The sequence below is a fragment of the Myxococcus sp. CA051A genome (assembly GCF_013336705.1).
Lineage (GTDB): Bacteria > Myxococcota > Myxococcia > Myxococcales > Myxococcaceae > Myxococcus > Myxococcus llanfairpwllgwyngyllgogerychwyrndrobwllllantysiliogogogochensis.
The window spans coordinates 168,980-183,060 of record NZ_JABUMS010000006.1 but is presented as its reverse complement, the minus strand read 5'-3'; the positions used below and the strand labels follow the sequence as shown (position 1 = coordinate 183,060).

Annotated in this window: 7 protein-coding genes; 4 read left to right on the top strand and 3 right to left on the bottom strand. The window is 68.3% G+C overall.

Features of this window, described 5'->3' with window-relative positions; genetic code table 11:
* Nucleotides 1–40: 40 nt before the first annotated feature.
* Nucleotides 41–6,676: a non-ribosomal peptide synthetase gene (locus HUA74_RS19240; protein ID WP_174455658.1), complete on the top strand. Its 6,636-nt coding sequence runs from the start codon at nucleotides 41–43 to the stop codon at nucleotides 6,674–6,676.
* 232 nt (nucleotides 6,677–6,908) lie between these two features.
* Here the strand turns inward: HUA74_RS19240 and HUA74_RS19235 are convergent, their stop codons facing one another.
* Nucleotides 6,909–8,165, bottom strand: a complete 1,257-nt coding sequence (locus HUA74_RS19235) for an MFS transporter (RefSeq protein ID WP_174455657.1) — start codon at nucleotides 8,163–8,165, stop codon at nucleotides 6,909–6,911.
* 218 nt (nucleotides 8,166–8,383) lie between these two features.
* Here HUA74_RS19235 and lysW point away from each other — a divergent pair, with 218 nt between their 5' ends.
* The gene (gene lysW / locus HUA74_RS19230; protein WP_141644957.1) at nucleotides 8,384–8,581 is read left to right on the top strand and encodes a lysine biosynthesis protein LysW; all 198 of its coding nucleotides are present in this window, start codon (nucleotides 8,384–8,386) and stop codon (nucleotides 8,579–8,581) included.
* Nucleotides 8,582–8,594: 13 nt separating this feature from the next.
* The gene (locus HUA74_RS19225) at nucleotides 8,595–9,458 is read left to right on the top strand and encodes a family 3 encapsulin nanocompartment shell protein (protein WP_141644958.1); all 864 of its coding nucleotides are present in this window, start codon (nucleotides 8,595–8,597) and stop codon (nucleotides 9,456–9,458) included.
* Nucleotides 9,459–9,533: 75 nt separating this feature from the next.
* Here the strand turns inward: HUA74_RS19225 and HUA74_RS19220 are convergent, their stop codons facing one another.
* Complete coding sequence (locus HUA74_RS19220) at nucleotides 9,534–10,502, bottom strand: cyclopropane-fatty-acyl-phospholipid synthase family protein (protein WP_141644959.1); 969 nt, start codon at nucleotides 10,500–10,502, stop codon at nucleotides 9,534–9,536.
* Nucleotides 10,503–10,637: 135 nt separating this feature from the next.
* On the bottom strand, nucleotides 10,638–11,762 hold the full coding sequence (locus tag HUA74_RS19215) for a hypothetical protein (protein ID WP_371817264.1): 1,125 nt from the start codon (nucleotides 11,760–11,762) through the stop codon (nucleotides 10,638–10,640).
* Nucleotides 11,763–12,022: 260 nt separating this feature from the next.
* On the opposite strand from HUA74_RS19215, the gene HUA74_RS19210 reads away from it, so the two are divergent.
* On the top strand, nucleotides 12,023–14,044 hold the full coding sequence (locus HUA74_RS19210; RefSeq protein WP_174455656.1) for a hypothetical protein: 2,022 nt from the start codon (nucleotides 12,023–12,025) through the stop codon (nucleotides 14,042–14,044).
* The last annotated feature ends 37 nt before the right edge of the window (nucleotides 14,045–14,081 follow it).

Sequence of the window (14,081 nt, the reverse complement as noted above, 5' to 3'; positions counted from 1 at the left end):
GAGGGTGAGAGGGGAGGAGGGGGAGGAGCGGGGCCTGGAGGTGCAGTACGCGGATTACGCGAGGTGGCAGCGGGAGTGGCTGAAGGGGGAGGTGCTGGAGAAGCAGTTGGCGTGGTGGAAGGAGGAGCTGGCGGGGGCGCCGCTGGTGCTGGAGCTGCCGACGGACCGCCCGAGGCCCGCGGTGCGGACCTACCAAGGCGCACTGAAGCGGGTCGCGCTGCCAGCGGGGCTGGAAGGGGCGCTGCGCGAGCTGAGCCGGAAGGAGGGGGTGACGCTGTACATGACGCTGCTGGCGGGATTCCAGGCGTTGCTCTCGCGCTACAGCGGACAGACGGATGTGGTGGTGGGGACGCCGATCTCCGGGAGGAACTGGAGGCAGGTGGAAGCACTGGTGGGGTTCTTCGTGAACACGCTGGTGGTGAGGACGCAGACGCAAGGGGCGAGCTTCCGGGAGCTGTTGAGGAGGGCGAGGCGCGCGTGCCTGGGAGCGTTCGCGCACCAGGACCTTCCGTTCGAGCAGTTGGTGGACGCGCTCCAGCCGAGTCGGGACCTGAGTCGCTCGCCACTCTTCCAGGTCATGTTCGTCATGCCTGGCACCTTGTCGCCACTCGACCTGGACGGCGTTCAGGTGGAGGACCTCGACTTCGAGCCCGGCGTGTCGAAGTTCGACCTGACGTTGTTCGCGTGGGAGACGCCTCGCGGGTTGGTGACGTACTGGGAATACAACACGGACCTCTTCGACGCTGAGACGGTGTCGCGCATGGCGGGCCACTACGGCCGGCTGCTGAGCGCGGCGGTGGAGACCTCGGAACGACAGGTCTCGGAGCTCCCGCTGCTCGGAGACTCCGAGCGACAGCGCTTGCTGGTCGACTGGGGCTCGCGCCAGGACTCCACCTATGTGCCGGGGCTGATGCACCAATGGGTGGAGGCCCAGGTCTCGCGAACGCCTGATGCGGAGGCCGTCACGGACGGCACACGCTCGCTGACCTATGCGGAGCTGGACGCGCGCGCGAACCAGCTCGCGCACCACCTGGTGGCGCTCGGGGTTCCTCCCAATGGCTCGGTGGGTTTGTGTCTGGACCGGAGTGGACTGGAGATGCCTGTGGCGGTGCTCGCCACCTTGAAGGCGGGCGCGGCGTTCCTTCCATTGGACCCGACCTGGCCCGTCGAGCGACTGGCGCTCATGCTGGAGGATACGCGTGCGCCCGTGGTGCTGGCGCAGTCGCACCTCGTCGCCGCGCTGCCGCCGAACACCGGCGCTCGCGTTGTCTGCCTGGAAGACGAAGGCCCCGCCATCGGCCGGCGTCCCACGATGGCTCCGCGTGTCGACGTCTCCCCGGAGACACACTGCTACTTCGTCTACACCTCGGGCAGCACGGGGCGACCGAAAGGCATCGTCATGTCCCACCGCGCGGTGGGCAACATGCTCTGGTGGTTGCTGCGGCGCACGGTGAAGCCGGACGCCACCACGCTCCAGTTCGCTTCGCTCAACTTCGATGTCTCCTTCCAGGAGTTGTTCGGCACCTGGTGCCTGGGCGGGCGAGTCCTGCTCATCACCCCCGAGTTGCGCCGGGACCCCAGCGCGATGCTGCGGTACATGGTGCGTCACCGGGTGGAGCGACTGTTCCTGCCCTTCGTCGCGCTCCAGGCTGTGTGTGACGCGGCCGGTGCGGAGGATGTGTTGCCGCCGCTGACGGAGGTGGTGACGGCGGGCGAGCAGCTCCAGGTGACGCCCGCGCTGGTGGCCTTCTTCGATCGGCTTCCGGGCTGCGTGCTGGAGAATCAGTACGGGCCCTCGGAGGCGCACGTCGTGACGGCCTGGAGGGCATCGGGCCCACCGTCGTCATGGCCCGCGCTGCCTCCCGTGGGAGAGCCCATCACCAACGTGCGGCTCTATGTGCTGGACGCGAAGGGCGAGCCCTGTCCCCTCGGTGTCCCAGGGGAAGTGGGCGTCGCCGGTGCCAGCCTCGCGCATGGCTACCACGGCCGTCCGGACCTGACCGCGGACCGCTTCCTTCCGGACACGCTCGGCGCCGCATCGGGCGAGCGCTATTACCGCACGGGGGACAGGGCCCGCTGGCTCGCGGATGGGAACCTGGAGTTCCTCGGCCGCCTGGACGGCCAGGTGAAGCTGCGCGGGTTCCGCATCGAGCTGGGCGAAGTGGAGGTGGTGTTGCGAGCCCTCCCTGGTGTGCGAGACGCGGTGGCTGTCGTCCGCGAGGACGTGCCGGGAGATCGGCGGCTCGTGGGCTACGCCGTCTTCCAGGAAGGCCAGCGGCTCGAACCCTCCGAGCTGCGCACGCAACTGCAGGCGAAGCTGCCCGAGTACATGGTGCCGTCGGCCTTCGTGTCGCTGCCCACGCTTCCGCTGGCGCCGACGGGAAAGGTGGACCGCAAGGCCCTGCCCGTGCCGCGTGCGGAGGAAGCTCGGGGTGGCTACATGGCGCCGCGCACCGCGATGGAGCGTGTGGTCGCGGAGGTCTTCGGCCCGTTGCTCGGACTGGAGCGTGTGGGCATCGAGGCCCACTTCTTCGAGCTGGGAGGACACTCGCTGCTCGCGACGCAGGCGGTGTCGCGCTTGAAGGAAGTCATCGGTCGCGAACTCCCTGTCCGGGTGCTGTTCGAGTCCCCCACGGTGGCCCAGCTCGCGGAGCATCTGGAAGACGTGCTGGAGGATGCGAGGGGCGCGGCACCGCCGCCATTGGTGCGAGGGCCTCCGAGTGCCGTGGCGGAGCAGTCCTTCGCGCAGCAGCGGTTGTGGTTCCTCTCCCAGCTCGATGCCGAGGGGTTCTCCTACAACATGCCTTTCGCGGTGAGGCTGACGGGGCCTCTGCACGTGAAGGCGCTGGAGGACGCGTTCCGCGAGGTGGCGAGGCGACACGAGTCACTGCGGACGACATTCGGCGAAGTGGACGGCCGGCCGGTGCAGCGAATCCACGAGGCGGTGGAGCTGGCGCTGGGCGTGGAGGAGGCGGAGGAAGGGGACGTGCTGGCGCGAGTGGAGGAGGAGGCGCGCGGGCCGTTCGACCTGGAGCGAGGGCCGCTGCTGAGGGCGAAGGTGCTGAAGGTGGGGGAGGCGGAGCACGTGTTGGTGTGGGTGGTGCATCACATCGTGTTCGACGGGTGGTCGGTGGGAGTGCTGGAGAGGGAGCTGAGCGAAGCGTACGAGGCCAAGATGAGAGGGACGGCCGTCGACGAACGGCGCCCGGAGGTGCGGTACGCGGACTACGCGAGGTGGCAGCGAGAGTGGCTGAAGGGGGAGGTGCTGGAGAAGCAGCTGACGTGGTGGAAGCAGCAGCTCGCCGGCGCGCCGCCCGTGTTGGAGCTACCCACCGACAGGCCACGGCCCGCCATGCAGTCATTCAACGGGGGCCATCTCGCGGTGCGACTTCCTCCGGAGCTGGCGGGGGCGCTGCGCGAGCTGAGCCGGAAGGAAGGGGTGACGCTGTACATGACGCTGCTGGCGGGATTCCAGGCGTTGCTCTCACGCTACAGCGGACAGACGGATGTGGTGGTGGGGACGCCGATCTCCGGGAGGAACTGGAGGCAGGTGGAAGCGCTGGTGGGGTTCTTCGTGAACACGCTGGTGGTGAGGACGCAGACGCAAGGGGCGAGCTTTCGGGAGCTGTTGAGAAGGGTGAGGCGCGCGTGCCTGGGAGCGTTCGCGCATCAGGACCTTCCGTTCGAGCAGTTGGTGGACGCGCTCCAGCCGAGCCGGGACTTGAGTCGCTCGCCACTCTTCCAGGTCATGTTCGTCATGCCTGGGCCCACGGCTCCGCTGGCCCTGTCCGGCCTTGCCGTGGAGGAGCTGAGCTTCGAGCCGGGCATGGCGAAGTTCGACCTCACGCTCTTCGTGCGCGAGCTCCCTCAGTCGCTCGTGATGTACTGGGAATACAACACGGACCTCTTCGCCGAGGAGACGGTGTCTCGGATGGCGGGCCACTACACGCGACTGCTCCAGGCCGCGCTCTCCCAGCCTGGACAGGACGTGGAGGCGCTGCCGTTGCTGGGGGAGGCCGAGCGACGCCGCTTGCTCGTCGAGTGGAACGCCACCGAGGCGCCCCGGTCCTCGGCGTCCTGTGTGAATGCGCTCTTCGAGGTGCATGCCGCGCGCACGCCCGATGCGGTCGCTGTCCGCTTCGGTGAACACTCGCTCACCTATGGCGAGCTGAACCAGCAGGCGAACCGACTCGCGCGATTCCTCCGCCGGGGTGGTGTGGGCGCTGACGTTCCGGTGGCCCTATGTGTCCGACGTTCGCTCGACCTGGCTGTGGGAGTGCTCGGAGTCCTCAAGGCGGGCGGCGCGTATGTCCCGCTGGACCCCTCCTATCCACGGGAGCGCCTGGAGTGGATGCTCCGCTCCTCGGGTGCCACGTGGTTGCTCACGCAGTCCACGCTCTCCGACGTGTTGCCGGACGGCGTGGCGCGCAGGCTCGACCTCGACACGGAGGCGGCGCGCTTCGCGGAGGAGCGCTCGGCGGACCTGGAGCCGCTCGCGGGCCCGGAGTCGCTCGCCTACGTCATCTACACCTCGGGCTCCACCGGTACGCCCAAGGGGGTGGCCATGCCTCACGGGCCTCTGCTCAATCTCGTGCAGTGGCAGCTCGGCGCGTCCACGCTCCCCCAGGGGAGGACGCTCCAGTTCTCCCCGCTGAGCTTCGACGTGAGCTTCCAGGAGCTGTTCTCCACCTGGGCCGCGGGAGGGGAGCTGGTGCTCATCACCGAGGACCTGCGCCTGGATGCGCACGCCCTGCTGGATCTGATGGACCGGTGTGAAGTCGAGCGCCTCTTCCTGCCCTTCGTCGCGCTCCAGAGCCTGGCGGAGGTGGCGGACCGCGAAGACTTCGTGCCGCGACGGCTCCGCGAAATCGTGACGGCGGGAGAACAGCTTCGGGTGACGCCGGCTCTGCGTCGCTTCGCGCGGAGGTTGCCTGGGTGTGTCCTGCACAACCACTACGGGCCCACGGAGTCGCACGTGGTGACGGCGCACACGCTGGCCGGCGACCCCGAGTCATGGCCGGACCTTCCCTCCATCGGACGCCCCATCGCGAACGCCCGGGTCCATCTGCTGGACGCGCGACAGGCACCTGTTCCCCTCGGTGTTCCCGGGGAGATGTACCTCGGAGGTGACGCGCTGGCGCGTGGCTATCTCCACCGGCCGGACCTGACGCTGGAGCGCTTCGTTCCGGACCCGCTCGACCTCTCTCCCGGTGCGCGGCTGTACCGCACGGGCGACTTCGCGCGGTATCGGCAGGACGGGACGCTCGAGTTCCTCGGTCGGCGCGACGCGCAGGTGAAGGTGCGTGGCTATCGCATCGAGCTGGCCGAAATCGAAGCGGTGCTCGCGCGCCACCCGGCGCTGAAGGACTGCGTGGTGGAGGCGCGCGCGGATGGCTTGGGCCTCACGCGACTGGTGGCCTATGTCGTGGGCGGGGAGGGCGGTCCGCCAGCGGCCCCTGAGCTGCGGAGCTTCCTCAAGCAACGACTGCCCGAGTACATGGTGCCTGGCCACTTCGTGCCGTTGGCCACGCTGCCGCTCACGCCCAGCGGCAAGGTGAACCGCCGCGAGCTGCCTGCTCCGGAGGGAGAGGTGGCTGCCCGCTTGGTGGAGCGAGTCCCGCCGCGAACGTCGCTGGAGCTTCAGCTTGTCCGTGCCTGGGAGGAGACGCTGGGCCTGCATCCCGTGGGCATCCGCGAGGACTTCTTCGAGCTGGGTGGGCACTCGTTGTTGGCCGTGCGGCTGCTCGGACGGATTCGCGGGCTGACGGGGCGGTCGCTACCGGTGGCGACCTTGTTCCAGGGGGCGACGGTGGAACGCATCGCGGGCCTGTTGCACCAGGACCAGGGGCCGACGTCGCTGGTGGAACTGCGGAGCGGAAGGACGAAGCGGCCCTTCTTCTGCATCCACCCCGTGGGCGGAACGGTGCTCGCGTACGCGGAGCTCGCGCACTTGTTGGGGCCCGACCAGCCCTTCTATGGTTTGCAGGCACCGGGGCTCGACGGCGAGGCGCCGACCCTCGACAGCGTGGAGTCCCTGGCGGCCCACTACCTGCGCGCCATTCGCACGGTCCAGCCTCGTGGGCCCTACCTGCTCGGTGGATGGTCCTTGGGCGGCACGCTCGCGTTCGAACTGGCGCAGCAACTCCAGGAGCAGGGCGAACAGGTGGACCTGCTGGTGCTCATCGACACCTATGCGCGAGCCCATCCCGGAGGTGCGGTGGACCGGGAGTGGCTGGAGCCCACGAGGTTGGGCGCGCTCTTCTTCAGGGACCTGCTGCGCGCGGCGGGCGCGGACCTTCCGTGCTCCGAGGCCGCGCTTTCACAGCTCGCTCCGGAGGAAGCACTGCATCTCCTGGAAGAGGCCGGTCGCAAGGCGGCGGCCCTGCCCGAGTCGGGCCTCAGCGCGCTGCGCGAGGTGTTCGAGTCGAATCTCCGGGCTGCCTGGCGGTATGTGCCCCGGCCGTACACCGGCACGTTGCTCTCCATCGAGTCGGGCGAGTCGCCCCGTGCTCACGAATGGGAGCTGCTGGCCAGGGGTGGCGTGGAGGTCCACACACTGCCCGGAGACCACTACGCACTGCTGCGGCTTCCGGGAGTGCAGCAGCTCGCCGCGATTCTGCGCGACGCGCTCGCGCAAGCCCAGGCGAAGACCCAGCCCCGGAGTGTGTCCGCATGAGCCGCGCTCAGCGCGAAGGACGTGGCGAGCGAGACCTCCCTCGAAGCGAGCCGACCCCAGAGTGTGTCCGCATGAGCCGCGCTCAGCGCGAAGGACGTGGCGAGCGAGGCCTCCCTCGAAGCGTGCCAACCCTGGAGGATGTCCGCGTGAGCCGCGCTCAGCGCGAAGGACTTGGCAATCGAGACCTCCATCGAAGCGAGCGGACCTCGGAGCATGGCCGCATGCGCGACACTCAGGTCGAAGGAGGAGGCAATCGCGCCTCCAGTGACGCGAGCCGGCCCGGCAGCAGGACGCGAACGCCCAGGGCCAGCGCGAAGAAGAGCAGTGCCGCGCATGCGGTGACGGCGCGCAGTCCCAGTCGGTCTCCCAGCGCTCCCTGCAACCACACCCCGCCCGAGTACCCGAGGTTCAGGACCAGATTGAACAGGCCGCTCACGCGCACCTGGAGCTCCGCGCTGGCGCGACCCTGGCACAGCGTCCTCAATCCCCCCACGGCAAGCAGATACAACGCGCCAAGGATGAAGAGCGAGACACCGGCGAAGGCCACGGTCGGCGACAGCCAGTACGCGGCGGCCACGGGCCCCAGCAGGAGCAGCGTCCTTTCCAGCAGCGCACCGCGTCCCCAACGCTCGGCCAGTGTCCCCGCCAGTACGGCGGCGGTGACCGCTCCCACGCCCTGCACGGTGGTGAGCAGCGACGCCGTGGCCGCATCTCCATGGAGCACCCGCAGCGCGAGCACTGGCACCAGCGCGATGAAGGGGGAGATGAGCGCGGCCACCCCCAGCGTTCCACCCAGCGCCGCGGCGATGCCCACGTCCTCACGCGCCGCGAGCAGCCCGCGCTTCACGCCACTCCACAGGCCCTCTCCGGGCCTCGTGCTCCCTCGACTCACCGGCCCCATCCACGCCAGCGCCACCAGCACGGCCAGGAAGGAAATCGTGTTGATGAGAAATGCCCACGCCACGCCGCCTCGCGTGAGGACGATGGCCGCGAGCGCCGGGCCGAAGATGCGTCCCAGGTTGGCCTGCGCCAGGTCCAGACTGAGGCCGCTGTGAAGCTGCTCGGGCGGGAGAATCACGGCCGTCATCGCCGAGAAGACCGGCAGGGTCAGCGCGCTCATGCAGCCGTGCAGGACGCAGAGGATGGCCAGGGGCGTGAGCGTGAGCTGCCCCGTGGCCGCCAGCGCCGCGAGCGCCCCGGCTATCAGCGCCTGACCCAGCGTGCACACCGCCAGATACGCGCGCCGGTCAAACCGGTCCGCCAGTGTTCCCGCGAGCGGAACGAGGACGATGGAGGGCAGGAACGCCAGCGCGGTGATGCGGCCCATCCACTCCGCGCGTCCCGTCGTCTCCGTCACGTAGATGCCGAGCGCGACCAGCTCCATCCACGTCCCCAACGTGGAGATGAGCCCACCCCACCAGACCTTCACGTAGGCCGGGTGGCTGAAGGCTCGAAACGACGGATGACTCGAAAGTCGCCGAATGGACATGGGACGTGGCGACAGTGGAGCACAGAAATCCTTCGTGCCGAGACAGCTGAGAAATGCCACCTTGCTGCACTCGCGCGCCTTTCGTGGCTTGTCTTGACGAGGGCGGAGAAGGCTCCCAGACTGCACGCGCCTGGGACTCAGGGAGGGTGTGAAACATCGCGCCCCATGAACCCGTTGCCGTCAGCGACAGCGACGGCGGTTGAAGAAGGAGCAAGGGCATGCATGCACTGACGAAGCAGTCGGAAGCGACCGGGCAGGCTCTGTGTCCCACGTGTTCTCAGCCCATCGACGGTGAGGGCCGTGTGCAGGGCGAAGTCCTCACGTGCTCGGGGTGTGACGGCGAGCTGGAGGTGGTGGGCCTCAACCCACTGCGGCTCGAAGAGGCACCCGAGGTAGAGGAGGACTGGGGCGAGTAGGCCCGAGGTCGACATGAGCGCGAACGAGACAGTGGAGCAGCCCGTTCTCTCCCCCGGAAAGCTCTTCGCCCAGGCGGTCGCCACGCAGGGCGCGAAGGCATCGGTGGATTTCTCTCACACCATCACCGAGGCCTTCCCGGGCTTCAAGCGACGGCCGCGCATCGCGGTGCGTGCCCTGTTCAAGGTCGCGAAGGCGGACGGCGCCAAGGTGAAATACTGGCACGAGACGCCTCCCCAGACGGCGCCGACGGTCGCGGTGGAGGACGTGGGCCTGCGCCCCGAGGCCGCCTTCGAGTTCCACACGGACCTGGCGACGCTCAAGCCGACGACGGCCTGGATTCAAGTGCCCCCGGCGCTGCTCGACGACCCGGAGACGCTGGCGACCTTCATCGACTTCCGGCTGCTGGTGCGGCTGTGCACGGCGGAGAACCAGGCCCTCGCTCGCGGACGCGGAGGAGACCGCGTGCGCGGACTCCTGGAGACGCCGGGGATTGCCCGCCTCCCCGCACGCTCGGACCCTGTCTCCTCGCTGCTGGCCGCGTGTGACAGGGTGGAGCAGATGGGTGGCAGCGCCGACGGCATCCTCGTCAACCCCGCGGACTACTACCGGTACTTCGTGGGACGCGGCGGACTGCTGGCGGACCTGACGAGCATGGGCGTGCGCATCGCTCGGGCGCGCATGGTGGACCCCGGGCAGGTCATCGTCGGGGACTTCACCGCGGCGGCCACCATCTTCGACAGCGGTCGCTCCTCCATCCGCTTCGCCGAGGCGCCCCCGGGAATCTTCCCGCGAGAGGGCCTGGCGGTATGCGGCGAGATTCACACCGCGCTCGTCGTCCACCTGCCGACGCACTTCTACGTCGCCTCGTTCGTCTGACGGACGTCGGGCCGGAGCGCGGCCACACCGTCCGGAGTCACTCGATTCCGGACGGCGGCGGCCGACATGCTCGGCTCAGGGCTTCTCCGCGTAGACCACCGCGTACTCGTCGCAGTTGAACAGCGTGAGCCATTGGAGTTGCTCGAACTCCATCTGCCGCGCGCGCCGCACGTCCTCGCGGACCTTGGCGACGGTGACACTGCCGGGCTGTCGCTCGGCGGCCGTCATCCCTCGCAGCGCGGCCAGCGCGGTGTTGACCGCCGGGTAGACATCCGACGCGATGGAGTCCAACCGGGCCAACTGGAAGCCCGCGTGTCGCAGCTCGGAGACATAGCGCTGCGTCGTCCAGACGTTGGCCTCGGGAAAGGCAATCCGGCCTCGCCAGTAGCGGTGACGCAGGCGGCGACGCAGCCCCGCGCCCGACTCGCGGTCCGTCTTCTGACACATGTCCGCCATGACCAACCGGCCTCCCGGGCGCAGCACCCGGAATGCCTCGCGCAGGAAGTCGCCGCGCGTCCGGAAGTGCATCGCGGACTCCAGGGCGAAGACGACGTCGAACTCGCCCGCGCCGAAGGGCAGCTGCGTCGCCGAGCCCAATTCCAGCTTCACGACGCCGTCCAGCCCGGTGAGCCTGAGGCGCTCCCGGCCGATGTCGACCTGCTTGGGCGTGACGTTGACGCCGACGATGCGCGCGGGGCGATACGTCTCCGCCCAGAGGATGTCCTGGTCCGCATAGCCGAAGCCGCAGTCGAGCACCGAGTCGCGCTCGCCCAGCCGCGCCGTGCGGGCGAGCAGGTGCGCCATCTGCGCCTGGGCCGCCATGAACAGCTCTCCCACGCGCTCGCAGTTCGTCTCGTCCACCCGCTCCACGTCACGCCAGTAGCCCAGGTTGATCCAGAACGGCTCCCGTCCGGTGCTGACGCGAATCTCTTGTGGCGTTGGAAGCCCCGTCACCCAGGCGCCCGTCTCGTTCGTATAGAAGCGCTCAGGGTCCGCCAGCACCGCGCTCTTGAGTTGCCTTGCGACCTGCATGACGTTGAACATCGCGAGCCTCCCCGACAGCGATGTTGGCATCATGGCGCGGAATGCAGGGATTGAGGAGCTGTCAGGACACATAAATGCCAAAGGCAAGCGTGGGGATAGGTCTGGCAAGGTGGGAGGAATTGACGCCCCGCGTGCTCATGTCGGACCCAGCGGGTCTCCGGACGGGCCGCTCCTGGCGCGCAGGCCAGGGCCCAGTTCGAAGATGAGGCCGAACTGGACCAGGCTCACCGGCTCCAGGAAGAGGATGTTGAGGTAGTCCTGTCCGTGCACGTACCGGACGAACGCGCCGAAGCCCGCGCCCCAGCGGGGGAGGGCGGCGGCTTCCACGTTGAAGGTCCACCGCTGGCCAGGTGTCTCTCCAAAGGGGCCGTTGACGTTGCCCTCCACGCGGAAGCGGTGCTCGAACCACAGCCGCTCCACCAGGAGGCCAAAGCCGACATGGCCATCGCCATACACTTCGCGCATCTCCGGGGTGATGCCGCCGAAGGCGAGTGAGGAATTGCGTTCGATGAAGGCCCCCACGCCGAAGCTCCAGGCGGAGCGACGGGCCAGGTCGATGTTCTCGATGAGCCGGAACTGGGCTTCCAGCCGGATGAAGTTGGTGGAGAAGTCGCCGCTGGTCTCATTGAGTGGCAGCTCGCCCTCGACGGACGCGCAGCCTCCCTCGGCCTCGCTCTGGTTGGCGTAGAAGCACCCCGCCTGGCCATTGGAGTAATGCCCCACCGAGACGTTGATGAACGACAAGGCCATTCGCCTGGGTTTGCCCTGGTCATCCAGCCAGGGCTTCCACAAGTGCGCCGCCTGGAGCGTCAGCTTGGGCATGAAGGACGGCGGAATGACAGGGCTGGACTCCTGCGCCAGCATGCGCAGCCGGATGTTCGGCGTCACCACCGCGCTCAGGATGTACTCACCCAGCGTGGGGGTGGCGTGGCCGATGTGGAGCTGAGGCAGGAAGAGATTGGGTGCGACCTGGGCCTCGAACACCAGGTGCGAGGGCTCCGGGTCTCCCACCCGGCGGATCCGGTTGGGTGAGAAGAAGACGTAGGAGCGGTCCAGCCCGACGTTGAACGGCGCGTCCAGCTCGAAGCGTGAGCTCGCCTCCGCTCCCGGCGCCAGGCCCAGCAGGATGAGCAGCCAGACCCAGCGCCGCCACGACGGGATGCTCCCGGTGGAAGGAGGCCTCGCGGTGTCGGCGCTCCGGGAGGACCCGGTTTCCAGCGAGGGGAGGACAGGGGGCGAGGAGCGAGCGTCGAGGTGCACGGAGGTCTTCCCCGGTGAGGGGGCGGTGTGACCTCCTTGATACGACGGACTTCGGATATTCCGCAACACGGAATATCTCGCTGGCGGATGATGAGTTTGTGATTGAGGCTGAAGCGGGGCGGCCCTGCCTTGAGGCGACAGGTCGTCGAAAACCCCCCAATCCCGGATTCGCTGACGCGCTGCGTATTGTGCGCCTTCACTCCGGGGCCTAAGTATCGCGCTGTTGTCAGAGTGCCAATAAGTAGTGGAGGGCTGCGCGCATGCGACTGCACCGAAGTCGTCAGTGGGCTTTTTCGAGTTCCTTGCTCCTGGCCCTGGTCGTCACCCGGGCGGAGGCCGCGGACCCGCCGTTGTTGGATGTGACGGCCAACCGCTCTCCGTTCGGGGCGGCGTGCCAGGGTCAGCCGGATTCCACGCCGTTGCCGGTGGACCCCCGAACCCTCGTTGTCCCGGGCATCAACAAGCCGGGGGCCGCGGTGCAGTTCAACGCGTACTGGGTGGACCTGCACAACCCGCCGCCGCCGTTCGTGACGACGCTGGCGCCAAACCCGACGAACTGTGGAGAGTTCCGCGCGAGCGTCGCCCGCGGAAAGAAGAACATCGAGACGCGGGCGTACTTCCAGCCCTTCTCGACGGCGACCGCGTACTACGGCATGTACACGCTGTGGGGATATCTGTTCCGCCCCTCGGACTTCGACGAGCAGGTCATCAAGCGCTACGGGATGTCGAAGGCCCCGTTCCGCAATCCCTATCCGATGCCCTGGGAGAACCCCAACCTCACCAACGGCGGCAGCGGTCAGCTCCCGCTCGGCCTGGTGCAGGAGCGCGACTCCAACGGCCGCTGGACGGGCGCCATCGCCTCCACCTGCTCGGGCTGCCATGACTCGCGGCTGGGCACCGAGTCGGAAGCCGGCTTTGTGTGGGGCCGCTCCAACGACGCCCTGGACGCGGGCCTCATCCAGTCCGACATGTTCCGCTCCACCGTGGTGGGCAACATCTTCCAGATTGCCCCCGTGCCCTGGAGCGTGGGCCGAGGCATGAGCGACGCCATTGGCATCGTCGACCTGCTGCCCGCGCTCTTCGACATGGACTCGCTGGCGATGGTGCCCAGCCTGCTCGAGTACTTCCCCACCCATGCCGGTGGCATGTCCCGCGCTCCCAACTGGTGGTACCGCGCGTTCAAGACGCGCCAGTTCTGGGATGGCGCGCTGACGTCCGACAACGTCCGCTCGGAGATGGCGTTCGCCGTCGCCAACCTGGGGCGCAACGCGGCCGAGCGCCGCGCGCTGACCGCCGAGTTCGAGGACAACGACAACTTCTTCGTCTCGATGTCGCCCCCCGCCTACCCGAAGGCCATCAACACCGCGCTGGCCGAGCAGGGCGCGGTCCTCTTCCACGAGCGTGACTTGTGGGCCAATGGCGCCAACGCCACCATTCCGAAGACTCCGGGCAACGGCTCCTGCGCGAGCTGCCACGGCGTCTACTCGCCGCGCTACGCGGTCAACCCCGCGTACCTGCCCGACCCGCGCCTCAAGGGCATCTCCGGCGTCATCACCCCCATTGAAACCATCCGCACGGACCCGGCCCGCAAGGATTTGATGGCGGACGAGCGCAAGCGCAGGGCGTGGAACACGTCCTTCCTCGCCTACAACGACGAGCACCCCAACCACGGCCCGTTCTACGACGACCCCATCAGCAGCGCCCTGCGCCGGGTGCCGCGCGCCGCGTATGACAACGGCATGGGGCCCGTGTACTCGCCCGAGGGGCCCAACGCGTGGATCAAGCCGTTCGGCTATGTGGCCACGCCGCTCTACGGTGCGTGGGCCTCCGCCCCGTACTTCCACAACTCCAGCGTGCCCACCCTCTGGGACGTGCTGAAGCCGTCGGACCGTCCCAAGGTGTGGAAGCGCCAGCAGACCTCCACCAACAACCTGGGCACCAACGCGGGCTTCGACCCGAGCCACGCCTCCTACGACTTCAACAAGCTCGGCTGGAAGGTGACGGCGCTGGCCTGTGGAGATCGCCCGGCCAATGACCCCTTCATCCCGTGCAGCCATGAGATGGCCACGCTGGACGTGCTGTTCGCCAACATCGCGAACGTCGTCGCCAACTACAACTCGCTGGCGTACCAGTCGCCGCCGCCCATCACCCAGAAGCAGATTCGCTCCCGCATGATCTTCAACTCGCACCTGTACGGGCTCGGCAACGAGGGTCACGACTTCACCCAGTCGCTCACCGACAGCGAGCGCTGGGCCCTCATCGAGTACATGAAGACGCTCTGAAAACGACTCACCCGTGACGGGCCTTTCAGCCTGTCAC

Coding starts and splice junctions, on each gene's coding strand:
- lysW (WP_141644957.1), top strand. CDS start 8,384: ATGCATGCACTGACGAAGCAGTCGGAAGCGACCGGGCAGGCTCTGTGT.
- HUA74_RS19210 (WP_174455656.1), top strand. CDS start 12,023: ATGCGACTGCACCGAAGTCGTCAGTGGGCTTTTTCGAGTTCCTTGCTC.
- HUA74_RS19225 (WP_141644958.1), top strand. CDS start 8,595: ATGAGCGCGAACGAGACAGTGGAGCAGCCCGTTCTCTCCCCCGGAAAG.
- HUA74_RS19220 (WP_141644959.1), bottom strand. CDS start 10,502: ATGTTCAACGTCATGCAGGTCGCAAGGCAACTCAAGAGCGCGGTGCTG.
- HUA74_RS19235 (WP_174455657.1), bottom strand. CDS start 8,165: ATGTCCATTCGGCGACTTTCGAGTCATCCGTCGTTTCGAGCCTTCAGC.